This window comes from Rugamonas sp. DEMB1 (assembly GCF_029834475.1).
GTDB lineage: Bacteria > Pseudomonadota > Gammaproteobacteria > Burkholderiales > Burkholderiaceae_D > Rugamonas > Rugamonas rubra.
This window is the reverse complement of sequence record NZ_CP122407.1, coordinates 927,251-951,524: the sequence shown is the minus strand read 5'-3', so window position 1 is coordinate 951,524 and position 24,274 is coordinate 927,251. Positions and strand designations below refer to the sequence as shown.

14 protein-coding genes and 3 pseudogenes are annotated in these 24,274 nt (G+C 69.2%); 7 read left to right on the top strand and 10 right to left on the bottom strand.

What is annotated here, in order from left to right; genetic code table 11:
• Window positions 1–260 precede the first annotated feature (260 nt).
• Window positions 261–2,111, top strand: coding sequence for a glycoside hydrolase family 13 protein (locus QC826_RS04360; protein ID WP_279764565.1), 1,851 nt, complete (start codon window positions 261–263; stop codon window positions 2,109–2,111).
• On the opposite strand, the gene QC826_RS04355 is transcribed toward QC826_RS04360, so the two are convergent.
• From QC826_RS04355 to QC826_RS04335, 5 genes are all read right to left on the bottom strand, one after another.
• On the bottom strand, window positions 2,032–3,141 hold the full coding sequence (locus QC826_RS04355; protein WP_279764564.1) for an EAL domain-containing protein: 1,110 nt from the start codon (window positions 3,139–3,141) through the stop codon (window positions 2,032–2,034). The two genes, QC826_RS04360 and QC826_RS04355, sit on opposite strands and share 80 nt — an antisense overlap.
• A gap of 299 nt (window positions 3,142–3,440) precedes the next feature.
• Window positions 3,441–5,090 carry a methyl-accepting chemotaxis protein gene (locus QC826_RS04350; protein WP_279764563.1) on the bottom strand — a complete coding sequence of 550 codons (1,650 nt, stop codon included), beginning with the start codon at window positions 5,088–5,090 and terminating at the stop codon, window positions 3,441–3,443.
• A gap of 243 nt (window positions 5,091–5,333) precedes the next feature.
• Window positions 5,334–5,858 (bottom strand): GNAT family N-acetyltransferase, encoded by a 525-nt coding sequence (locus tag QC826_RS04345; RefSeq protein WP_279764562.1) that lies wholly within the window; start codon window positions 5,856–5,858, stop codon window positions 5,334–5,336.
• Between the two features lie 34 nt (window positions 5,859–5,892).
• Entirely contained in the window at window positions 5,893–7,173 is a 1,281-nt protein-coding gene (locus QC826_RS04340) for an amidohydrolase family protein (RefSeq protein ID WP_279764561.1), read from the bottom strand.
• A gap of 25 nt (window positions 7,174–7,198) precedes the next feature.
• Window positions 7,199–7,447: a DUF2164 domain-containing protein gene (locus QC826_RS04335; RefSeq protein WP_093385022.1), complete on the bottom strand. Its 249-nt coding sequence runs from the start codon at window positions 7,445–7,447 to the stop codon at window positions 7,199–7,201.
• 341 nt (window positions 7,448–7,788) lie between these two features.
• Between QC826_RS04335 and QC826_RS04330 the strand changes: the two genes are divergently transcribed.
• From QC826_RS04330 to QC826_RS04320, 3 genes and pseudogenes are all read left to right on the top strand, one after another.
• Window positions 7,789–8,487: a phasin family protein gene (locus QC826_RS04330; protein ID WP_279764560.1), complete on the top strand. Its 699-nt coding sequence runs from the start codon at window positions 7,789–7,791 to the stop codon at window positions 8,485–8,487.
• Between the two features lie 186 nt (window positions 8,488–8,673).
• Window positions 8,674–10,424, top strand: a pseudogene (locus QC826_RS04325) (ABC transporter transmembrane domain-containing protein).
• Window positions 10,414–12,215: pseudogene (locus tag QC826_RS04320) on the top strand (ABC transporter ATP-binding protein). The pseudogenes QC826_RS04325 and QC826_RS04320 overlap by 11 nt, the downstream one beginning before the upstream one ends.
• A gap of 201 nt (window positions 12,216–12,416) precedes the next feature.
• Here QC826_RS04320 and QC826_RS04315 read toward each other — a convergent pair.
• Window positions 12,417–12,734 carry a hypothetical protein gene (locus QC826_RS04315; protein WP_279764559.1) on the bottom strand — a complete coding sequence of 106 codons (318 nt, stop codon included), beginning with the start codon at window positions 12,732–12,734 and terminating at the stop codon, window positions 12,417–12,419.
• 7 nt (window positions 12,735–12,741) lie between these two features.
• On the opposite strand from QC826_RS04315, the gene QC826_RS04310 reads away from it, so the two are divergent.
• Window positions 12,742–14,538, top strand: a complete 1,797-nt coding sequence (locus QC826_RS04310) for a sensor domain-containing diguanylate cyclase (RefSeq protein WP_279764558.1) — start codon at window positions 12,742–12,744, stop codon at window positions 14,536–14,538.
• A gap of 109 nt (window positions 14,539–14,647) precedes the next feature.
• On the opposite strand, the gene QC826_RS04305 is transcribed toward QC826_RS04310, so the two are convergent.
• A complete protein-coding gene (locus QC826_RS04305) occupies window positions 14,648–15,028 on the bottom strand; it encodes an apolipophorin (RefSeq protein WP_279764557.1) in 381 nt (126 codons plus the stop codon).
• A gap of 159 nt (window positions 15,029–15,187) precedes the next feature.
• Between QC826_RS04305 and QC826_RS04300 the strand changes: the two genes are divergently transcribed.
• Both QC826_RS04300 and QC826_RS04295 read left to right on the top strand, forming a co-directional pair.
• Window positions 15,188–17,422, top strand: coding sequence for a molybdopterin-dependent oxidoreductase (locus tag QC826_RS04300; protein ID WP_279764556.1), 2,235 nt, complete (start codon window positions 15,188–15,190; stop codon window positions 17,420–17,422).
• Window positions 17,423–17,483: 61 nt separating this feature from the next.
• Complete coding sequence (locus QC826_RS04295) at window positions 17,484–18,218, top strand: hypothetical protein (protein ID WP_279764555.1); 735 nt, start codon at window positions 17,484–17,486, stop codon at window positions 18,216–18,218.
• 207 nt (window positions 18,219–18,425) lie between these two features.
• Here QC826_RS04295 and QC826_RS04290 read toward each other — a convergent pair whose 3' ends face one another.
• The 3 genes and pseudogenes from QC826_RS04290 to QC826_RS04280 form a co-directional block, all read right to left on the bottom strand.
• On the bottom strand, window positions 18,426–22,013 hold the full coding sequence (locus QC826_RS04290; RefSeq protein ID WP_279764554.1) for a M1 family aminopeptidase: 3,588 nt from the start codon (window positions 22,011–22,013) through the stop codon (window positions 18,426–18,428).
• Window positions 22,014–22,023: 10 nt separating this feature from the next.
• A pseudogene (locus QC826_RS04285) lies at window positions 22,024–22,966 on the bottom strand (ABC transporter ATP-binding protein).
• A 258-nt stretch (window positions 22,967–23,224) separates the two neighbouring features.
• On the bottom strand, window positions 23,225–24,217 hold the full coding sequence (locus QC826_RS04280) for a hypothetical protein (protein ID WP_279764553.1): 993 nt from the start codon (window positions 24,215–24,217) through the stop codon (window positions 23,225–23,227).
• Window positions 24,218–24,274: the final 57 nt, after the last annotated feature.

The window sequence follows — 24,274 nt, the reverse complement described above, 5'->3', positions numbered from 1 at the left end:
ACAATTAATGGCGACGGCAAGCCATCACGCCGGCCAAGGCGGGAAATACCGGCGATTCAGGCCAATTTTGCCTGCGCGCGCCACACATTTATGTAATTTCACTAGATTCCTATCATAATGAAATCAAGCATGTTTTTGATAAGCCACTGTTTTCATAGTAATCTTCCCGGCATGCAGGGAAAATGAGGCATTCACACCACAAGCGATGCCGCCATCAATTTTGTAGTACGGCTACCAAAAGAATTCACCACGGAGACCCCATGAGAAGATTCCTCGCCGCCGCCCTGCTGGCGGCCTGTCACGCGCTGGCCGGCGCCCAGGACTACCGCATCGAGCAGGTCGAGCCGCCCTTCTGGTGGACCGGCATGGCGCACAAGCGGGTGCAGTTGATGGTCCACGGCCGCCAGATCGCCGAGCTGGAGCCCAGCCTGAGCTACCCCGGCGCGCGCATCGTCGACGTGGCGCGGGTGGCCAACCAGAACTATTTATTCATCACGCTGGAGTTGGCGGCGGACGTCGCGCCCGGCACGGCCACGCTGCGCTTCCAACGCGGCGCCCGCGTGCTGGCCTACGACTACCGCTTGCGGGCGCGCGCCGAGGGCTCGGCGCAGCGGCCCGGCTTTTCCGCCGCCGACGTGATCTACCAGCTGATGCCGGACCGCTTCGCCAACGGCGATCCGGCCAACGACAACATGCCGGACATGCGCGAGCGGGCCGACCGCAAGGGCGGCTCCGGCCGCCACGGCGGCGACATCGCCGGCATCATCAAGCACCTCGACTACATCGCCGCGCAGGGCTACACCATGCTGTGGCCGACGCCGCTGCTGGAGTCCAACATGCCGCAGGGCTCCTACCACGGCTACGCCACCACCAACCATTACCGCGTCGACCCGCGCTACGGCAGCAACGACGACTACCTGCGGCTGGTGGCGCAGGCGCGCGCGCGCGGCATCGGCGTGATCCAGGACGTGGTGTTGAACCACATCGGCAGCGCGCACTGGTGGATGGCCGACCTGCCGACGCCGGACTGGACCAACTACCAGGGCCGCTTCGTGCCGACCCAACACCACCGCGTCGCCGTGCAGGCCCCGTACGCGGCGGCCGAGGACAAGCGCAACTTCACCGCCGGCTGGTTCGTCGAGGGCATGCCGGACCTGAACCAGCGCAATCCCTACGTCGCCAACTACCTGATCCAGAACGCCATCTGGTGGATCGAGTACGCCGGCCTGGCCGGCCTGCGGGTCGACACCTACAGCTATTCGGACACGGCCTTCCTGGGCGAATGGTCGCGCCGGCTGATGCGGGAGTATCCCAAGCTGAACCTGGTGGGCGAGGAGTGGAGTCCGCACGCGGCGGTGGTGGCGCACTGGCAGGCCGGCACCCGCAACGCCGACGGCTACGTCTCGCACATGCCGAGCATGATGGACTTTCCGCTGGCCGACAGCCTGCGCCGCGCGCTGGCCGCCAAGGAAGGCGACGAGGTCGGCCTGACCGAGCTGTACGAGACGCTGTCGCAGGACCACCTGTACGGCGACGCCGGCAAGCTGGTGCTGTTCGAGGGCAACCACGACATGGCCCGCCTGTTCAGCGTGTTGCACGAGGACCAGCAGCTGTACCGCATGGCGCTGGCCTACGTGTTGACGGCGCCGCGCATCCCGCAGATCTACGCCGGCACGGAGATCCAGATGAGCAGCACCGTCAAGGGCCGCGACGACGCCTCCTACCGGCGCGACTTCCCCGGCGGCTGGGCCGGCGACAAGGTCGACGCCTTCGGCGGCGCCGGCCTGAGCGCGGCGCAGCTGTCGGCGCAGGCCTACCTGCGCAAGCTGCTGAACTGGCGCAGGCAGCAGCCGGTGATCCACCACGGCAAGACCATGCACTTCGGCCCCGAGCACAACACCTATGTCTACTTCCGCTACGACGACAGCAAGAAGGTGATGGTGGCCATCAACAAGAACCGCAGCGAGACGGCGCTGCCGACGGCGCGCTTCGCCGAGATGCTGGACGGCGTGGCCGCCGGCGTCGACGTCGTCAGCGGCAAGCGTTATCCGCTGGCCGGTGAACTGCGTCTGCCGCCGCGCTCGGTGCTGGTGCTGGAGTTGCAGCCTTGAGCTGCCAGGCCGGAGCGCCGGCGCGGATTGCCGCGACCAGCGCCTCGGCCGAGACGGCGGCGCCGACCGCGTCGCCATAGGCCTGGTCGCAACCGAGCGCGGCGAGCCGGGCCAGCTGCGCCGGCGTCGCCACCGGGCCGGCGACGACACGCCGGCCGAGCGCGTGCGCCAACTCGATGGCGGCGCGCAGCGGCGCCTGGGCCCCGGCCTCGGCCGCCTCGGTCTCGGCCGCCGCCATCTGCGCCTGCGCGGCGTCGAGCCACAACGCGTCGACGGCGAAGCGGCGCAGGTAGTTGAAAGCCCCCCGGCAGCTGGCGTCGCGGATCGCCAGCCCCATGCCGCACTGGCGCAGGCGGCCCAGGATCGCCTCGCAGTCCTGCCGCTTGTCGATCAACATGGCGAGATCGAGCGCCAACTCGATGTGGCAGGCCGGCAGCCCCGCTTGGCGCAGCAGGGCGGCGAAGTCGACGGCCAGGTCCGGCTGGAAGAACTGGCGCGCCGACAAGGGCAGCGACACCGTCAGCGAGCAACCCTGCTCGATCCAGCGCGCGGCTTGGGCGGCGGCCGTTGCCAGCGCCCAGGCGCCGACCGGCAGCGTCAATCCGCTTTGCTCGAACTCGTCGATGAACTCGGCCGGCGCCAGCAGCCCCAGCTCGGGATGCCGCCAGCGCAACAGCGCCCTGGCGCCAACCACGCGTCCCAAGCGCAGGTCCAGCATGGGCTGGTAGCACAGCGCGAACTCCTGTTGTGCCAGGGCGCGCAGCGCGGCGCGGCGCAAGGGCGCGGCCTGGCGCTGTGGCGGCAAGGGAGGGATGGCGCGCCGGTCGGGGACGTCCGACTGGTCGAGTTCGCCGCGCCGGTCGAACGCTCCGCGCCGCGCCTGCTTGTCCTCGATCGGCAGCGGGCCGTCCATCCGGCGGCCGCGCGCGCGCCACCTCAGCAAGCAGTGCAGAACCGGGCGGCGGGCCGCGGCGACGAGGATCAGCGCGGCGACGGCGACGGCGATGTTGAGAATGGCGGCGAGACGCATGCTTCCCCTTCCGTCCTGACTGGCCGCGCGGCGCCGGCGCCGGCGGGGATCGAGGGACCCGGGGCAGGAGCAAGCATGGTAGCCGATCGTGCGGGCCGCACGGCAGCGTTCACTCAGCAGTTTGCGGGGAGTCAAAAATGCCGCGTCGGAGTTCGAATCGGACACGCCGGAGCTGAACTCCGGTGGATAAAAGCGGTCTAAGCTGCGGGTGTCCACGGCAGAGGACGCCGGCCGCCGCCAGCGCCGGCGGCCGTGTTCGGTCACATCGCGTCACGGCACGGCACGCCGTCCCGCTGCGCTCAGCCCCGCGCCAGCGCCCGCTGTGGACGGCCCGCCGCCGGCAGGCGCGCCGGCGCGCCGCCGCCGTGCTCGTGCTCGTGCTCGTGCAGCTTGAAGACGCTGACCGCCTCGGCCAGGCTGGCGGCCTGTTGCTGCAGCGCGTCGGCGGCGGCGGCGGCCTGTTCGACCAGCGCGGCGTTCTGCTGGGTCACGCTGTCCATCTGGCTGATGGCGATGCTGATCTGCTCGATGCCGTCGCGCTGCTCGCCGCTGGCGATGGAGATCTCGCCGATGATGGCGGTGACCCGCTGCACGCTGCTGACCACCTCGTCCATCGTCTGGCCGGCCTGGCCGACCAGCCGGCTGCCGGCCTCGACCCGCAGCACCGAGTCGCCGATCAGCTCCTTGATCTCCTTGGCGGCGGCGGCCGAGCGTTGCGCCAGGTTGCGCACCTCGGAGGCGACCACGGCGAAGCCCCTGCCCTGCTCGCCGGCGCGCGCCGCCTCGACCGCCGCGTTGAGCGCCAGAATATTGGTTTGGAAGGCGATGCCGTCGATGACGCTGATGATGTCGACGATCTTGCGCGAGGACTCGTTGATCGCGCCCATGGTCAGCACCATCTGGTCGACCGCCGCGCCGCCGCGCTGCGCCACGCTGGAGGCGGTGTCGGCCAGCTTGCAGGCCTGCTCGGCGTTCTCGTTGTTCTGCTTGACGGTGGTGGTCAGCTCGATCATCGAGGCGGCCGTCTCCTCCAGCGAGCTGGCCTGCTGCTCGGTGCGCGAGGACAGGTCCAGGTTGCCGGTGGCGATCTCGCTGGTGGCGGTGGCGATGGTGTCGGTGCCCAGCCGCACCCGGCCGACGATGCCGGCCAGGTTGCCCCGCATGAGCTGCAAGGCGCGCAGCAGGTCGCCGATCTCGTCGAGGCCGCCGGCCTTGACCTCGCTGCGCAGGTCGCCGGCGGCCACCGTCTGCGCCATGCCCACCGCCGCGCCCAGCGGCACGGTGATGCTGCGGATCAGCCAGACCACGGTCAGCGCGCCGACCACCAGGGTCAACAGCACGGTGGCGGCCATGGTCATGGTCGCCTTGCTGTGCTCGGCGGCGTTGGCCGCGCCCATCTCCAGCGTGACGCGGCGCGACTCCTTGTTGATGAAGGCGACGATGTCGTCGATCTTCTTGGTCGGCTCGCGGTCCATGCCCTTGACCAGGTTGTCGACGACATGGGCACTAGCCGGGTTGGCGCTGTCGTACTGCTTGAGCGCCTCGAGGTACTTGCTCATCAGCGTGCTCTGGGTCTGCAGCGCCTGGTCCACCAGCGGCGTGGCCAGTTGCAGCTTGGCCAGGATGGCGGCCAGCTTCTGCAGCTCGGCCCGGGTGCTCTCGCCGGTCTTGACGAAGGCCTTCGAGTACTTGTCGAAGTTGGCCGGGTCGTTGCCGCGCAACAGGGTGTTCTTCCACTCCTGCACCTCGATCTTGAATTCGACCTGGGCGCCGCGCGCCGTGTCGACGGCCTCGCCGAGCAGGTCGGCGCGGGCCATGGCGGCGGCGCTGCGGGCGTTGCTGCTGCTCAGCGCGCTCCAGCCGCCGGCGGCGACCACCATCAGCGCGGCGAAAAAGAAGCCGCCCAACAGCCCCAGGCGTACGCCGATTTTGAGATTGGCGAGTTGCATGACATCCCCCTTGTTCCAGCATTCATCCGAGAAAAATGCGATCAGAACTGTTCCGCCGCGCGTGCTGGGGCGGCGGTCGAACCGGGCTTTGTGCATGCGTCTTTTGGGCGCCGGCGGCGCGACAGGACAAAGCGATGAAAAACAACGACTTGAAAAACATCATGCGCTTGCACGTGGAAAAAGTCAGCAATTTCCACGAAGAAATCTATCCAATTCCCACCTCTGCAACATTCACATTCACATTCAGGCCGGCGCGGCGGCGAACTCCAGCCGGTAAAGGTTGGTCGGCCGTTGCTCCGCACCCAAGATGGTCGTTTCGACCAGCGCCAGGCCGAGCTTTTGCAGCAGCCGGTTCGAGACGATATTGTCCGGATTGACGATGCCGAGCAGGCGCTTCAGGCCGACCCGGTCGCGGCCGTAGGCCAGCACGGCGGCGGCCGCCTCGTAGGCGAAGCCACGGCCCCACCAGGCCGGCCGGATGGCGTAGCCGATGTCGACGTCGGGCAGGGTGTCGCGCTTGATCAGGCCGCACATGCCGATCGCCGCGCCGCCCTCCTTCAGCTCGATCACGTACATCGAGTGGCCCAGCTCGCGCTGCATGGCGCAGGGCACTTGTTCGATGTAGGCGCGCGACTGCTCCAGCGTGCGGATGTTGCGGTCGCCGATGTAGCGCAGCCAGCTGGGGTCGTTGACCAGCTCCAGGTAGAAGGCGGCGTCGTCCACCTCGATGGTGCGCAGGGTCAGTCGTTCGGTGTCGAGTATGTGCATGAATAAGCGGGGAAATAAGCAGAAAAAAGGCGGATCAGTCGGCGCGGCGCAAGCGGAAGTCGACCTGCGCCGGGCGGCCCGGCAGACTCAGCGTGGCGGCCGCGCGCGGCGCCGCGCTGACCACCTCGCCACGGCGCAGCACCAGGCGGCGCGCGGCGCGCAGGCGGATCGCCTCGACCGGGTCGGCGGCGTCGAGCAGCACCAGGTCGGCGTGGCAGCCGACGGCCACGCCGTAGCCGTCCAGGCCGAGGATGCGGGCCGGCGTCGTGGTCACCGCCGCGAAGCAGTCGAGCATGGCCTGCTGGCCGGTCATCTGCGCCACGTGCAGGCCCATCTGCGCCACCTCCAGCATGTCGCCCGAGCCCAGGCTGTACCAGGGGTCCATCACGCAGTCGTGGCCGAAGGCGACGTCGACGCCGGCGGCCAGCAGCTCGGGCACGCGGGTCATGCCGCGCCGCTTCGGATACGTGTCGTGGCGGCCCTGCAGGGTGATGTTGATGAGCGGATTGGCCACCGCCGCCACGCCGGCCTCGCGGATCAGCGGCAGCAGCTTGCTGACGTAGTAGTTGTCCATCGAATGCATCGAGGTCAGGTGCGAGCCGGTGACGCGGCCGTGCAGGCCCAGCCGGTTGCTATGGTAGGCCAGCGTTTCGATGTGGCGCGACATGGGGTCGTCCGATTCGTCGCAGTGCATGTCGACGCGCAGGCCGCGCTCGGCGGCGAACTCGCACAGGATGCGCACCGACTCGGCGCCGTCGGCCATGGTGCGCTCGAAGTGCGGGATGCCGCCGACCACCTCGACCCCCATGCCGATGGCGCGCTTCAAATTGGCCAGCGCGCTCGGGCTGCGCAGCAGGCCGTCCTGCGGGAAGGCGACCAGTTGCAGATCGAGATAGGGGGCGACGCGGCGCTTGACCTCGAGCAGCGCCTCGACGGCCAGCAGGCGGTCGTCGCAGATGTCGACGTGGGAGCGGATCGCCAGCAGGCCGCGCGCCACCGCCCAGTCGCAGTACTGCAGGGCGCGGGCGATCAGCGCGTCCTGGGTCAATTGCGGCTTGAGCTCGCCCCACAGCGCGATGCCCTCGAGCAGGGTGCCGGACTGGTTGACGCGCGGCAGGCCGTAGCTCAGCGTGGCGTCCATGTGGAAGTGGGCGTCGACGAACGGCGCCGTGACCAGGTCGCCGGCGGCGTCGATCTCGCGCCCGCCGCGCACCGGCAGCGCGGCGCCGACGGCGGCGATGCGGCCGGCGGCGATGGCGATGTCGACGCCACGGCGGCCGTCCGCCAGGTTGGCGTTGCGAATGACTACATCCATGCCGGACTCCCCAGTGATCGCCCGCCTACTTTTTCCAGTAGGCGAATTCGGTTTCGTAGCAAACGTGTTCGATTTCGGCGATCTTGTCCTGCATCGCGGCTTGCGCATCGAGAATGGCTTGATTGTAGACAGAAGGGCCGATTTCGCGCAAACAATAATCGAGCAGCAACTTGGCCTTCAGTTCGCCCACCTCCTCGTCCAGGTTGGCGGCGCAATAGCGTTGGATCGAGCCGAGCAGGCGCTGTTCGACTTCTTTGTTGAGTTTGATGGACATGGTGGATGGCTTCGTCAGATTAATATTGTTGGGATTTATGTTGCATCGCATTAATTCAGCGCCGATTCCGCCGCCGGACCGCGTCGCGCCGCGGCAACGTTTGCGCCGTCCGATCCGCCGCCGCGACGGCCCGTGCCATTGCGGGGCATGGCTTGCAAGCTGGAATTGACTGTTCGGCGTGGCTCAAAAAATAACTTTCCAAGGCGGCGAATCGCCGCTAGAATGGGTTTATTGCAGCGCATCATAAACTTACTTCGCCCGCATTTGGGCGCCGCGACCGACCTCGGCGCAGGGCGCTGGATGCGGCGCCAGCCAGCATTTTAATCGTCCCAGGAGAAACCATGTTTTCGATCACCGAACAGTTTTCCGCAGCCACGAAATCGCAGTTGGAAGCACAGCTCAACCTCATCAACAACTTCGCCAGCAAGGCCGTCGAAAGCGCCGAGAAGGTCATCGCCCTGAATCTGAGCACCACCAAGGCGACGGTGGAAAAGTCGTCCAGCGCCGCGCAACAACTGCTGAGCGCCAAGGATGGCCAGGAGTTCTTCCGCCTGAGCGCCAGCCAGACGCCTAGCCTGGACCACCTGCTGGCCTACGGCCGCCAGTTGTTCACCATCGCCTCGGACGCCCAGGCGATCCTGCTGCAAAGCGCGCGCGAACAGATCAAGGACGCCAAGCCGGTGTTGTTGCTCGCCGCCTTGAGCGAAACCGTCGTCGTGCCGGCCGCCAAGGCCGAGGCCAAGACCGAGGCCAAGGCCGAGGTCAAGACCGTGGCCGAGGTGAAGGCCGCGCCGGTGCTCGAAGCCAAGCCGGTGGCAAAAGTTGAAGCCAAGGTCGAGGCCAAGGCCATTGCCGAGCCCAAGCTGGAAGACAACTTGGACGAAGAGGAAGACGAGGACGAGTACGAGGAAGTGCAACCGGAAGTTGTCGCCAAGCCGGTGGTCGCCGCCGCGCCGAAGCCGGCCGCCCCGGCGGTGGCCGACGCCAAACCGGCCGCGCCGGCCAAGAGCGCCGCCAAGCCTGCCTCGACCAAGAAGTAGGCTTCCCGCCGCGCACCAGCGGCTCGGCCGAGGGCCGAGCGGCGCCGCCAATAGCAAAAAAACCAACGGGCCTCGGCCCGTTTTGCGTTTCCGCGCGTTTTTACGCGATGTGTTCGCTTGTTGTATCCTAGCGAGCTTCACGCCCGCCGCGACCGCGCCGGCAGGCATCGTTTGCAAGGATATTCCATGAGTCTTTCCCGGCTGGTTATCGGCTTCGTGCGCCAGCACAGCCGAGCCTACCTGCTGGCCGGCGCCATGCTGGCCGGCGTTGCCGCGCTCAGCGTCTGGGTGCCGCGCAAGGTCGGCGCCATGATCGACGGCCTGGCCGCGCACCGCCTGGGCGGCGGCGAGCTGCTGCTCGAACTGGGCACGCTGCTGCTGATCGGCGTCGCCATCTACCTGCTGCGCGTCGGTTGGCGCCAAACCCTGTTCGCCGCCGCCTACCAGCTCGGCGTGTCGCTGCGCACCCGCCTGTACCAGCGGCTGGCGCGCCAGGCCCCGGCTTCTACCAGCGCCAGCGCACCGGCGACCTGATGGCGCTGGCCACCAACGACATCGACGCCATCGAAATGGCCGCCGGCGAGGCGATGCTGGCTGGCTTCGACGGCACGCTGACCCTGCTGATGGTGCTCGGCATCATGCTGCTCGGCGTCGACTGGCGCCTGGCGCTGATCGCCCTGCTGCCCTTCCCGCTGATGGGCCTGGCCTTCTGGCGCATCTCCAGCCACATCCACACCGCCTCGACCGACTCGCTGCAGCGCTTCAGCGCCCTCAACGACCACGTGCAGGAAACCCTGGCCGGCGTGCGCACCCTGCGCGCGCTGGGCCTGGAGCAGCGCAGCGGCGCCCAGTTCGCCGAGCTGGCCGGCCACGCCGCCAAGGCCAGCCTGAGCGCGCAGGTGTGGGAGGCCGCCTACGAGCCGGCCGTCGGCCTGACCCTGGCCACCGCCAGCGCGCTGACCCTGGGCCTGGGCGGCTACCTGGTCTGGCAGGACCAGCTGACCATCGGCGCGCTGACCAGCTTCACCATGTACCTGGGCCAGTTGATCTGGCCGATGTTCGCCGCCGGCTGGGTGCTGTCGCTGATCGAGCGCGGCCGCGCCGCCTGGGCGCGCGTGCAGCCGATGCTCGAGATGCCGCTGGCCATCGAGGACGACGGCACGCTGGAACAGCTGGCGCCCGGCGCCATCGAGCTGCGCGGCGTCGGCTACCGCTACCCCGGCCAGGGCGTGGCGGCGCTCGGCGAGATCACGCTGACGCTGCGGCCGGGCCAGACGCTGGGCCTGGTCGGCCCCACCGGCAGCGGCAAGTCGACCCTGCTGCGCCTGCTGCTGCGCCAGTTGACGCCGCAGTCCGGCCAGCTGCTGTGGAGCGGCGCCGCGCTGGCCGACTACCGCCTGGCCACCCTGCGCGCGGCGATCAGCTGGGTGCCGCAGGAGTCCTTCCTGTTCTCGGCCAGCATCGCCGACAACATCGCCCTGGCGCGGCCCGGCGCCAGCCAGGCCGAGATCGAGCGCGCCGCCGACCTGGCGGCGATCCACGACGACATCCTGCTGTTCCCGCAGGGCTACCAGACCGCCGTCGGCGAGCGCGGCATCACCCTCTCCGGCGGCCAGCGCCAGCGCGTGGCGATCGCCCGCGCCCTGCTGGCCGACAACGACCTGCTGCTGCTCGACGACGCCCTGTCGGCGGTCGACACCGGCACCGAGACGCAGATCCTGCGCCACCTGGAACAACTGCGCGTCGCCCGCCCCGGGCGCAGCGCCATCATCGCCAGCCACCGCCTCAGCGCGGTGGTCGGCGCCGACCTGATCGTGGTGCTGCGCGAGGGCCGCGTCAGCGAGAGCGGCAGCCACGAGGCGCTGCTGGCGCAGGACGGCTGGTACGCCAGCCAGTGGCGCTACCAACAACTGGAGGCCAGCCTGAATGCTGACTAACCCCGACGACACCTCGGCCCGCCGGCAGACCTGGCAGGCCTTCGCCCTGCTGCGCCGCGCCGCCCGGCCCGACCTGCGCCAGCTGTACTGGGCCCTGCTGTGGCTGCTGCTGGCGGCCGCGCTGGAGGTCACCGGCCCGATCATGGGCAAGGCGCTGATCGACCAGCACCTGCTGCCGCGCCACCTCGACTGGCCGCGCATGGCGCTGCTGCTGGGCGGCCTGCTGCTCAGCGGCTGGATCGCCAGCGGCCTGCGCTACCTGCAACTGGTGCGCCTGTCCGGCCTGGCCATGCGCTCGGTGCAGCGCCTGCGCGAACAGGTCTACAACCACGTGCTGCGCCTGCCGATGGCCTTCTTCGACCGCGCCATCACCGGCCAGCTGGTGTCGCGCGTGACCAACGACACCGAGGCCGTCAAGACGCTGTACGTGCAGGTGCTGTTCGTCATGCTCGACAGCTCCATCGTCCTCATCGGCACGGTCTGCGCCATGGCCTGGCTGGACTGGCACCTGATGGTCATCGTGCTGGCGCTGCTGCCGGCGGTGCTGGCCATCGTCTGGCTGTACCAACGCCTGAGCGCGCCGGCGGTGACGCGCGCGCGCGCCCTGCGCAGCGACATCAACGGCCAGATGGCCGAGTCGATCGGCGGCATGAGCGTGCTGCAGGCCTGCAACGCCGAGGCGCGCTTCGGCGCCCGCTTCGGCGCCACCAACGGACAGCACTACGACGCCCGCATGGCCGAGCTGCGCGCCAACGCCTGGCTGCTGCGGCCGGCGCTCGACATGCTCAACATCGTGCTGCTGGCGGCCGTCATCTTCGTCTTCGGCCAGCGCGACATGACCGCCACCGAGGTCGGCGTGCTGTACGCCTTCATCAGCTACATCGCCCGGGTGATCGAGCCGCTGATCCAGATCACCATGCAGTTCAGCCAGCTGCAGCAGTCGGTGGTGGCCAGCGCCCGCGTCGCCGCCCTGCTGGCCGAGCCGGGCGCCGCCGAGCACCTGGCCGGCCGCGCCGAGCTGGCCGCGCCCGCCGCCGGCCGCGCCGGCGCCGACGCCGGCCTGCCGGCGGTGGCCATCCGCCACCTCGACTTCGCCTACAAGCCGGGCCATCCGGTGCTGCACGACCTGTCGCTGGAGATCGCCCAGGGCGACTTCGTCGGCATCGTCGGCCACACCGGCAGCGGCAAGTCGACCCTGCTGTCGCTGCTGCTGCGCTTCTACCCGGTGGCGGCCGGCGCCATCACGCTGCACGGCGCGGCGCTGGCCGAGATTCCCAACGAGCGCTTCCGCGCCGACGTCGGCCTGGTGCCGCAGGACCCTTCCTGCTGGCCGCCTCGGCGCGCGAGAACATCGACATGGGCCGTGGCCTGTCGCAGGCCGAGGTGGAGACGGCGGCGCGCGCCGCCCACGCCCACGACTTCATCGCCGCCCTCGAGCAGGGCTACGACACGCCGCTCGGCGAGGGCGGCTCGCGCCTGTCGGTGGGCCAGAAGCAGCTGATCGCCATCGCCCGCGCGCTGGCCGGCAGCCCGCGCATCCTGCTGCTCGACGAGGCCACCTCGCACATCGACAGCGCCACCGAGCAGATCGTCCAGGGCGCGCTCGACGAGCTGCGCGGCCGCGTCACCATCATCGCCATCGCCCACCGCCTGTCGACCATCCGCGCGGCCGACCGCATCGTCGTGCTCAACCACGGCCGCATCGCCGAGTCGGGCGGCCACGAGCAACTGATGCGCATAGCCGGCGGCCTGTACCAGCGGCTCTACCTGCTGCAGCAACTGGCGGCGTGACAGCCGGCGGCGCCGGCCGCGCGGCCCCTTGCTTGTTAAAAACGCACATTCGATTGCGCTTTTTTTGTGGAAAAAAAACCCGCGGCGGCGGGATTTCTCGCCTGCAACAAGAATATAATTGTCTAGACACTTTGCGCAAAAATTGTGCAGTGCGGGACAAGGGGCGGCGCATTGGCAGGCATACGGGATTCTTCGGTATCACTAGGACTGCGCCGGCTGGCGGCGGCATGCGTGCTGCTGCCGGCGCTGGCCGGCGCGCAGACGGCGGTGGACAGCCAGCTGGCCGAGATCCGCGAACAGAGCCGCTTCGTGCCCGACAAGGCGCTGGCCCAGCTGCTCAAGCTGCAGGGCGAGGCGCAGAACGAGTCGGCCGCCACCCGCGCCGAGCTGATCAACCAACTCAGCCTGGCGCGCATGCGCCTGGGCCAGAACGAGGCGGCGCTGCCGCTGGCCGACGAGCTGATCGCCTTCGGCCGCCAGCAGCGCAGCGACGCCATCGTCGCCAAGGCTGCTGGCCAAGGCCTATGTGCTGTTCGCCATGACCGACGTCAAGGGCGCCCACCAGTTCGCCTTCGAGGCGGACCGCCTGGCGCAGACCACCAGCGACCTGGCGCTGCGCGTGCAGGCCGCGCTGTCGGCCGGCCAGGCCTACGCCGAGCAGGGCAACTTCCCGCCGGCGCTGGGCAAGATGCAGGGCGCCGTCGAGCTGGCGCGCCGGCTCGACGACCTGGTGCCGCTGGCCGCCGCGCTCAACTCGCAGGCCCGCCTGTACACCCAGATGAAGGAATACGGGCAGGGCTTCGCCGCGCTCGACGAGCTCGTCGCGGTGGCCGGCAAGCTGCAGTCGCCCGGCCGCCTGGCCATGGCCAAGAGCACCGAGTACGGCCTGGCGATCGAGTCGCGGCAGACCCGCCGCGCCCTGCGCGCGCTGCAGGACGGCCTGGAGCTGGAGCGCCGGCTGGGGGCGCAGCGCATGATCGCGGTGACCCTGGTCAACCTGTCGGACAGCTACCTGAAGGAGCAGGACTACGCGCGCACCCTGCAGTACGCCAACGAGTCGCTGCAGGTCTCGCGCCGCAGCAACGACTCGGCCACCGAGGCCACCGCCCTGGTCAACATCGGCCAGGCCTACCTCGGCATGGGCCGCCTGGCCGACGGCAAGCGCAGCTTCGAGGCCGGCCTGGCCTTCTACGAGCGGGCCAACAGCCAGCCCGACCTGCAGGCCGTGCTGATCGAGTACGGCATGGCCTTGGAGCGCGCCGGCGACCTGCGCGGCGCCGTCGCCGCCTACCACCGCGAGCGCGCCATCTCCAACCAGCTGTTCGAGCGCCAGCGCCAACAGGCCGTGCTCGAGCTGCAGGAGAAGTACGAGACCGAGAAGAAGCAGCGCCAGATCGAGCTGCTGCGGCGCGAGAACCAGGTCAAGGGCGCCGAGCTGGACAACCGGCGCCTGCAGCAGCGCGTCTGGTGGCTGCTGGCGCTGGTGTTCGCGCTGGCCGCCGTGATCGTCGGCCTGTTGTACCGCAAGGTGCGCCACGCCAACGCCCAGCTCGAGGTGAAGAACCTGGAGCTGAAGGCGCAGAGCGCGCTCGACCCGCTCACCTCGCTGTACAACCGGCGCCACTTCCAGGACTTCATGCGCAGCCAGCACCTGCCGGCGGCGCACCAGCCGGAGCTGCGCAAGGCGCACGGCGACGACATCGTCGGCGCCCTGTTCCTGCTCGACGTCGACCACTTCAAGCACGTCAACGACACCTACGGCCACGCCGCCGGCGACGCCGTGCTGCGCATGATCGCCGAGCACCTGCGCATCGCCCTGCGCGAGACCGACATGATCGTGCGCTGGGGCGGCGAGGAGTTCCTCGCCTTCCTGCCGGCCATCCCGCGGCACGGCATCGACGAGGTGGCGCGGCGCATCCTGAGCAGCATTTCGAGCCAGGCCGTGCTCTACCAGGGGCGCAGCATCTCGGTCAAGGTCTCGCTCGGCTTCTCCCCCTTCCCGCTGGTGCCGGGCGAGGACGGCGCCGCGCTGCCGTGGGAGCGCGCCGTCAACCTGGTCGACATGGCGCTGTACCTGGCCAAGGCGCACGGCCGCAACCGCGCCTATGGCGTGCGCGGCTTCCACAACTTCGCGCAGACCTCGATGGAGGCCATCGAGCAGGACCTCGAGCGCGCCTGGCGCGCCGGCTTCGTCGACTTGACCGTGGTGCTCGGCGCCAGCGCCGACGGCGCGCCGGGCGAACCGGCGGCCGAGCAGCCGGCGCCGGCCGACAAGGTGTCGCCGGCCGGGGCGCCGGCGGCGCTGCGCAGCGGCGCCGGCTGAGCCGGCCCGCGCCCGCACGCTTCGAGGACGCCGCCAAGCCGCAACGGCGCAACTTAGGGTCAGACCCTAGGGTCTGACCCTGGCCCTGCCCCGTGGGCTTCGCCGCCGGCTACTTGTCGGCCTTGCCGGCGGCGTCCTTCTCGCGCGCCTCCTGCGCCTTGGTCTGCAGCTTCTCGCCGGCCTGCTCGAGCTTCTTGCCGGCCGCCTCGGTGGCCTTGTTGAGCTCCTCGCCGGCGGCGCCGGTGGCCTTGTTGATCTTGTCGCTGGTCTCCTTGGCGGCGTCCTGGATCTGCTGGTTGGCCTGCTTGGCCGCCTCGGTCAGCTCGTGGCCGGCCTTGTCGGTGGCCTCGTCGAGCTTGCGGCCGGCCTGCTCGGCCGGGCCGGCGCCGATGGTGTCCTCCTTCTTCTGGCAGCCGGCCAGCCCGGCCAAACCGAGGGCCAGGGTGACGGCCAGGGCCGCCGGCAATACCGCTTGCGAAATGGTGCGCATGGTGTTCTCCTATGGGTTGGCACGACGATAACTTTCCGCCCACAGCATACACCGCCGCCGCCCGCTGCGACCGCACAACAGCATGGAAAATGTCGATTGACAGCGGGCCGGCGAATCCCGACAATCGCACGACCGTTCACTTTTCGACAAGGCCAGGCCATGACCCAGCACACCGCCGCCGACAGCCGCAGCGCGCACCGCATCTGCCCCTTCTGCGAGGCCGCCTGCGGCCTGCTGGTCGAACACGACGGCACCCGTGCGCTGCGCGTGCGCGGCGACGAGGCCGACGTCTTCAGCGCCGGCTTCCTCTGCCCCAAGGCGGTGGCGCTGAAGGAGCTGCACGAGGACGCCGACCGCCTGCGCACCCCGCTGATCAAGCGCGACGGCGTGTTCGTCGAGGCCAGCTGGGACGAGGCCTACGCCGAGATCGAACGGCGCCTGCTGCCCATCATCGCGCGCGACGGCGCCGACGCCGTCGCCACCGTGCTGGGCAACCCGGTGTCGCACAAGATGGGCCTGGCGCTGGCCTTCCCGCGCCTGGCGCGCGCCCTCGGCACGCGCAATATGTACTCGGCCTCCAGCGTCGACCAGGTGCCGAAGATGCTCTCGGTCGGCCTGATGTTCGGCAGCTGGCTGTCGGTGCCGGTGCCCGACATCGAGCGCTGCGACTTCCTGCTGATCCTCGGCGCCAATCCGATGGTGTCGAACGGCAGCCTGTGGACCGTGCCGGACTACCGCGGCAAGGCCAAGGCGCTGCGCGCGCGCGGCGGCAAGATCGTCGTGGTCGACCCGCGCCGCAGCGAGACGGCGCAGGCGGCCGACGCCCACCACTTCATCCGCCCCGGCGCCGACGTGTTCTTCCTGCTCGGCCTGGCCCACACCCTGTGCGACGAGGGCCTGGCGCGGCCCGGCCGGCTGGCCGGGCACCTGGCCGGCCTGGACCAGCTGCGCGCCGCCCTGCTGCCCTACGCGCCGGAAAAAATGGCGGCGCGCTGCGGCATCGCCGCCGCCACCATGCGCGAGCTGGCGCGCAGCCTGGCCGGCACCGAACGGGCCGCCGTGTACGGCCGCATCGGCACCTGCACCCAGCAGTACGGCACGCTGTGCTCCTGGCTGATCGACGTCGTCAACATCCTCAGCGGCCACCTCGACAGCGAAGGCGGCGCCATGTTCCCGCGCGCCGCCGCCTTCGCCGCCAACACCCGTGGCAAGCCGGGCACGGGACGCGGCGTGGTCAGCGGCCGCCACCACAGCCGCGTCTCGGCCGCGCCCGAGGTGGCCGGCGAGCTGCCGCTGACCTGCCTGTCCGAGGAGATCGACACGCCCGGCCCCGGCCAGATCAAGGCGCTGATCGCCATCGCCGCCAACCCGGTGCTGTCGGCGCCCAACGGCGCCCGCCTGGCCGCCGCGCTCGACGGCCTCGACTTCATGCTCAGCCTGGACATCTACCTCAACGAGACCTCGCGCCACGCCGACGTCATCCTGCCCGGCGTGTCGCCGCTGGAGGACCGCCACTACGACGTCAGCTTCACCCAGTTCTCCTACCGCAACCACGCCCGCTACAGCGCGCCCGTGCTGGCGCGGCCGGCCGGCCAGCCGGACGAGTGGGACAGCATGCTGCGCCTGGCCGCCATCGTCCAGGGCCACGGCCGCCACGCCGACATCGCCGCGCTCGACCAGGCCGCGCTGGAGCAGGAGGTGGCCAAGGCGGCCGGCGCCGCCGCGCCGCAGGTGCTGGCCGCGCTGGCGCCGCTGTCCGGCGTCGAGCGGGTGCTCGACCTGGCGCTGCGCAGCGGACCGTACGGCGACCAGTTCGGCGCCAAGCCGGGCGGGCTGACGCTGGCCAAAATCAAGGCGGCGCCGTCCGGCATCGACCTGGGCGCGCTGGCGCCGCGCATCCCCGAGCTGCTGCGCACGCCGTCGGGCAAGATCGAGCTGGCGCCGGCCGCGCTGCTGGCCGACCTGGCCCGCGTCGCCGCCGACCTGGCCGCGCCGGCGCCGCTGGCGCCGCTGGTCATCATCGGGCGCCGCCAGCTGCGCTCGAACAACAGCTGGATGCACAACCTGCCGGTGCTGGCCAAGGGCGCCTTCCGCTGCACCGCGCTGCTGCACCCGGCCGACGCGCAGCGCCTCGGCCTGGCCGACGGCGCGCGCGCCGAGATCCGCAACGGCGCGCGGCGCATCGAGGCGCAGGTCGAGCTGAGCGAGGAGATGATGCCCGGCGTGGTCAGCCTGCCGCACGGCTGGGGCCACGACCTGCCCGGCGCGAAGCTGGGCGTGGCGGCCGAGCGGCCCGGCGCCAACCTCAACGCCCTGCTCGACGAAACGCTGCGCGACCCGCTGTCGGGCAACGCCGTGCTGTCCGGCGTGGCGGTGCAGATGCGGCCCCTGTAGTTGACGCGGTTGACATGGGTTCTCGGCGGTGTAAACTCTGTTGTATCGATTGGAGTCCATCATGTCTGCAGCGAGTGTAAAAAAAAGTCCTACAGTCCAGCGGAAGAAACGTGCTCCGCAAGAGCTTAGCGCAGCCGAAAAATCCTTTGCGGCGCATCGGGCCGGAGAACACTCGGTTTTTTCAGCCGCAGACGTGGAGCGATCCGCCGACCTCGGCGGAGGTTACGTGATTGTCAAGTTTCGTGACTCGCGGCCCGCCAAGCTGCGCAGCCAAAGCATGCCGGGGACTCCGATAGCGCTTCTTGACACGAGTTTCCCGAAAATCCCGCGCAGCAAGGTCAAAGGCTTGCTGGAACGCTATGCCGTCCCCGCGAAGGTCTTGCGCCTCGCTGACAATCGTGAAAACGATGAATTCACCGCCAAGCTCAATAGTCAGAGCCTGCTATCCAGGCAGAAGCACCTGGAAGAAGGTAACTTGTTGACCTCGTCCGATATTTGCCAGCGTCTCGCATTCAGCCGCCAAGCGCTGAGTAAAGCTGTTAAGGAATTCCGCATCTTCTCGATCGAGGGACCGTCGAACTCCCAGCTGTATCCGGCTTTTTTTGCGAGCGATAAACCGGAGCGCCGCGAATTGGAAAAAGTTTCCCAAGCCTTGGGCGATATGCCCGGTCCGAGCAAGTGGGAGTTCTTCATCACTCCAAAGACTTCCTTGGGCGGCCGCAGTCCGGTCGCGGCGGTGGCAGAAGGCGATTTACAGCGCGTCCTCGCTGCGGCTTCCGGTTTCAAGGGGCGCTAACTTGACGGCGAAACCTCTTGGCTTACCGCCAGCGGTTCTTTCCACAGACAAGCAGCCTGTAACATACCTCTCGCCCGACAAGCTCTTTAGGATCAGTGCCTATACGGATGGTGAACCTTACTTTGGCCATTCAGGAACCAACCGATTCGATGCGCCAGGGTGCCTCGCCGGCGCCCCTCCCTGCTCCGCGCCGCCCCGCCCGGGCCCTCAATCGAAGCTGATCTCCTTGCGGTTGTCGCGCGAGACGCGGTCGATCATCTTGTTGTAGGGGTCGACGCCGACGTCGAAGGGCTTGTCCTTGACCGTCACCGTGACGCTCGGCTCGGCGCCCGACAGCAGGCGCTTGTCGCTGAACAGCACGCGCTCGTCCTTCTCCTTGCCGCCGGCCGGGCGGGCGAAGACGGCGATCTCGACCGGCTCGTCGTAGGCGCGCGGCGTCTCCCTGCCCTTGCCGTCGGCCTCCATTTTCGCCAGGTGCAGCTTCATCGTCACGTCCCACTGGCCGTCGGCGCGCTTGACCGCCTTCGCCTCGACCACCCGGTTGTCGTAGAAGACGATCTTCTCGAACAGGTCGGTGATCAAGGCCTGCTTGTCGGCCGGCGCCTCGGCGCGGATGTAGGCCAGCAGCTCCTTGGAGGTGGTGAACGGCGCCTGCTGGAAGCCCTTGTCCTGCAGGTAGCGCTTGAGGGCGCGGTTGAGCGGCGCCTCGCCGATCTCGTCGCGCAGGCGGTAGAACACCAGGCTGCCCTTGCGGTAGTGGAGGTACTGCTGGCCCTCCACCTTGTACAGCGGCAGCTCCTCGACCAGCTCGCCGCCACGGTCGCGCAGATAGCGGTCCAGCTCGAAGCGCAGGAAGCGGCGCAGCTTCTCGCGGCCGTACTCCTTCTCCATCACCATCATGGCCGAATACTGCGCCAGCGATTCCATCAGCATGGTCGAGCCCTGCACCGGGGCGCCGATCACCTGGTGGCCCCACCACTGGTGCGCCATCTCGTGCGCGGTGACGTAGAAGACGTAGTCGATGTCGTCCTTGTCGCGCAGGTCGGCGATGAAGCCTATGCCCTCGGAGAACGGGATGGTGTTGGCGAACGACTGGGCGAACTGGGCGTAGGTCGGGAACTCCAGGATGCGCACCTGCTTGTGCTGGTAGGGCGTGAACTGGGTGGAGAAATAGTCGAGCGACTTCTGCACCGACTCGACCATGCGGCCGGTGTTGTAGCCGTGCTTGCTGTCGTGGTAGATCTCGATCGGCAGCCCCTTCCACTCGGCCTTGCGGATCTCCCACTTGGCCGACAGGTAGGCGAAGAAGGGCATCATCGGCTGGTCCATCTTGTAGTGGAAGTAGCGGCGGCCGTCGCGCTCCCAGCTCTTTTGCAGGTAGCCGGGCGCCATGGCGATCTGCTCGGCGCTGGTCGAGACGGTGGTGTCGAAGTTGATCCAGTCGGCCTCGCCGCCGAACACCGCGTTGACGTAGGCGGCCGTGTCCTCCAGCTTGCGCATGCGCTCCGGTTCGCCCAGGCCGCGCTTGCGCCGCTCGTTGCGGTCGACCAGCTCACGGCCACGGTCGTAGCCGAAGTGCGGGAAGAACTCCTGGTTGTTGAAGAAGCTGCCGTTCAGGTTCAACGTGTCGGGCGCGCCGCTGTTGGTGAAGCCGGCGCGGCGCACGTCGACGCTGAAGTCGAGCGCCAGCCGCTGGCCGGGCGCCAACGGCTGCGCCAGCTTGACGATCTTGAAGCCGAGCTGCTTGTCGTCCAAGGTCAACTGGTGCGCCGGCAGGTTCTCCCAGCGGGTCCGCTCGTCCGGGTTCTCCTGGATGCGCAGGGTGTCGAGCGGCGCGTTGGTCTTGTTCTCCAACACGTAGTGGCCGCGCACGGCGACGCGCCGCTCTGCCGGGAAGATGTCGACGTCGGCGCGCACGTCGGTGATCTTCGGCTGCGGCAGGTCGACATATTGGCGGTACAGCTTCTCGTAGCGCGCCTGCAGGTCCATCTGGGCGTCGGAGGCGCGGTAGTTGTTGAGCACGTTGGTGTTGTAGAAGATCCAGCCGCCGGTGGCGGCGAAGGCGGCCAGGCTGAGCGCCAGCGCCGCGCCGGCGCCGCCGCGCAGGCGGCGGCCGGCCAGGCGGACGCGCGAGCGCCAGTCGACCGACAGGCCGCGCACCCAGAACGCCTGGGCGACGATCAGCAAGGCCAGCGTGAACAGGCCCCAGTACAGGGCGAACCAGGACCAGCCGGCGAGGAAGTGGCCGTAGCCGTTCATCTCCGAATACGGGCTGGCCGGCAGCGCGCCGATGCTGTACAGGTTGTGGTCGAAGTGCATCACGCCCATGACGATCTGCGCCACCATCAGCACGATCATCAGCAGGTAGCCGATGAACTTGTTGTTGGTCAGCACCTGCAGGCAGACGGCGAGCAGGCCCATCAGGATGAACGGCGTCGCGCTCAGCAGGCTGCCTTGCAGGTACAGCAGCGGCTCGACCGGGGCGCCGCCCTTGAACAGCTGGAAGGCCATCGCCGCCAGCACGCCGGCCAGCAGGAAGCCGAGCACCACGCCGACCATGGCCAGGCTCTTGGCCAGCAGCGGCGCCCAGTTCGGCACCGGCATGGCGTCGCTGACGTCGGCGATCTTGGCCTGGCGCTCCTTGAAGATCAGCTCGCCGGCGTAGAAGGTGACGACGATGATCAACATGAAATTGAAGCTGTTGTTCATCGCCCGCAGCATCAGGTAGCTCCTCGGGTAGAGCGCCGTGCCGAACATCGCGTCGGCGGCGCTGGCGCTGCCGATCAGGTTGGCCACGCCGAGCAGCAACAGCACCAGGAAGGGCACGCTTTTGAACACGGCGCCGGCGTCGAAGCAGAAGATGCGCCAGCACTGCGCCCAGCCGGTGGCGGCGCCGAAGCGCGGTTCGATGCGCGGCAGCAGCAGCGGCGCGGCAGCGGCAGCGGCGGGCGCTGCGGCGGCCGGCTTGGCCTGGCCGAACAGGCGGCGGCCGGTGCCGGCGCGCTGCGGCTTGAACAGCGCCACGGTGGCGCCGAACATCAGCAGCGCGACGCAGCTCCACAGCGCGCGGTTGGCCAGCAGGTAGCCGCCCAGCGCGGGCAGGCCGCTGTTGGCCTCGGCGGCGGAATAGTAGCGCGTCATGCGGCCGAAGGCGCGCACGCCGAACGGGTCGATCAGCACGGCGATCCACTCGTTGTTGATGTCGCGGGTGAACACGCCGGCCACCACCCACAGCACGAACAGGGCCAGCACGCCGACGTAGACCAGCATCATCGAGCGGGTGGTGGCGGCCAGCAGCATCAGCAGCGCGCCGATGAACAACAGGTTGGGCAGCACCAGCACGGCGAAGGTCCACAGGTAGGCGGCGCCGGGGAAGGGGCCGACGCGGGCCTGGTCGACCCAGGGCATCAGCGGGCCGAGCATGGCGCCGGCGGCGATCACCACGAAGATCAACAGGCAGGCCACCAGGCCGGCGGCGAAGCGGCCGAACAGGTAGTCGAGCTTGCGCATCGGCGTGGCGAACAGCATGTCGGAGATGCCGACCTCGCTGTCGCGCAGCACGGCGCCGGCGATGAAGATGGTGACGATGAACATCGAGATCACGCTGAAGCTGCCCAGCAGCTGCGCCACCACGGTGGGCGCGTTGCGGTTGACGTTGCCGATGGCGCCGCCGACCTGGATCGCATCGCTGGTGGTGGCGCCGAAGGCCATCGCGGCGAGCAGCAGCGCGCTGACCCACAGCAGCGGCTGGCGCAGCTGGTAGTCCAGGTCAAACTTGAAAAATTCCCTCCACATGGCGCGCTCCTTAAACCGACACAATGTCGGCGGCGGCGGCGCGCGCGGCGGCCGGCGCGGCGGCGCGGCCGCTGCCGCCCGCTGCGGCGGCGTGGCGCACCTGCAGGAAGTAGACGTCCTCCAGGTCCGGCTCGACCATGACGAAGCCGTCGTCCGGCTGGCTCTCGGCGTAGACGTTGATCTGCGGCTTGCCGCCGACCAGGCGGCTCGACAGCACGTTGAAGCGGCTCTGGTAGCCGGCCAGCTGCTCGGCCGCCACGCTGCGGCGCCAGACGCGGCCCTTGAGCGTGTCGATGGCGGCCTGCGGCTCGCCCTGGATCAGCACCTCGCCCTTGACGATCAGCGCCATGCGCGGGCACAGGTCGGTGACGTCGTCGACGATGTGGGTCGACAGGATCACCACCACCTGCTCGCCGATCTTGGCCAGCAGGTTGAGGAAGCGGTTGCGCTCGTCCGGGTCGAGGCCGGCGGTCGGCTCGTCGACGATCACCAGGCGCGGCGCGCCCAGCAGCGCCTGGGCGATGCCGAAGCGCTGGCGCATGCCGCCCGAGTAGGTGCCCAGGCCGCGCTTGCGCGCCTCCCACAGGTTGGTCTGCTGCAGCAGCGCCTCGACCGCCTCCTTGCGCTCGCCCCGGCCGGCCAGGCCCTTGAGCACGGCGAAGTGGTGCAGCAGCTTCTCGGCGCTGACCTTGGGATACACGCCGAAGTCCTGCGGCAGGTAGCCCAACTGGCGGCGCAGGCCCGTCCTTGTCGGCCAACACGTCGAGGCCGTTGAAGTGGATGCTGCCGCTGTCCGGGTCCTGCAGGGTGGCGATGGTGCGCATCAGCGAGGACTTGCCGGCGCCGTTGGGGCCGAGCAGGCCGAACATGCCGTTCGGGATCTCCAGGCTCACGTTGTTGATCGCCTTGACGCCGTTGGCGTAGGTCTTGTTCAGCTGTCGAATGGTTAGCATGCGGGCACTCTCCTGATGGTCCTGGGACGCGGTGGTCGACCGCCTGGTTGGCGGTTCCTTATGGGCGCGGCGGCGTACACCGCGCGCTGGCGACACTGTAGCCCGCCATGCGAAATTGGCATTGTTTTTGCGACAAGCGGTCGCTTTGGCGGAATGGACGGCGGATTTGTGGCGGAGAGTGGCGGACGCCGGCCCGCCGACGGCCGCTTGGCAGGCGGGTTGGCGGAGCGGCCGACGAGGGGAGACGGGGCGACTAGACTACTGGCAGTGGTCGTCGACCCAGTCGGCGCCGCTGGCCAGGCAGCGTTGCAGCTCGCGTTGCAGGCGCTCGGCCTTCTGCCGCAGCGCCTGGCAATCGCGGTTGCCGGTTTCCGCCAGCGCCAGGCACTTGTCGGCCTTGTCCAGCGCCGCCTTGTAGTTGTTTTGCCCCATGTCGCGCTCGGCCTCGGCGAGGAAGCGGCGCGCCGTCTGCGCGTTCTGCGCCACCGCCGGCGAGGTCGTCAACAGCGTTGAGCGGGGCGCCTCGGCGCGGGCCGGCGCGGCGGTCTTCAGTGCCGCCGCGTGGCCGGCGGCCGCGCCGCCCTGCCCCGATTCCTGCGCCGACGGCTGGCCCAGCAAGGTCGCCTCCAACAGGCGCGACAAGGCGTCGCGCAGCGTTTTGATGCGCGCCTCGGCCTCCGGCCGCTTGAGCTTTTCGGCCGCCAGCAGCTTGCTCTCCAGGCAGACGCGGTCGCTGCGGTTCAGGCAGGCCTGCGCCTCGTCGAGCAGCTGGGTGACGCGCTGGCCGTCGATGCGCTCCTCGCGCTCGCGCGTGTCGGCGTCGTCGCCCCACTTCTTGCGGAAGGCGGCCAGGCGGGCGGCGGCCTTGTCCAGCTGGCCGGCGCGCACGGCGTCGTCGATCTGCGGGCGGGCGTCGTTCCAGGCCTTGACGCGCAGGCGCTTCTTCTCGCACGTGGCCGCCGCGCCGAAGATGGCGTCCTGCAGCGGCTTGAGCTCGCTGGCGCTGGCCTTGCTGGCCTTGAGCGTGACCAAGGCGGCGCGGGCGTCGTCCAGCTTGCATTCCTGCGCCAGCGCGGTGGCCGCCTCGATGCGCGCCGCCAGCTTCTTGTGCGGATCGGTCGGCTTGGCGACGATCCAGATTCCCAACAGCGACAGCATCACCGCCAGCCAGGTGCCCTTGCCGATCGGCTTGCGCAACGGCGGCCCGACACGCCGCTCGCCAGAGCCGGGGGCGGCGGGCGGAATGCGCATCGGCTTGGGCCAGATCGACCTTCGGCCGCGATGCCGGCGCGGGTATCGGTGCTGGTA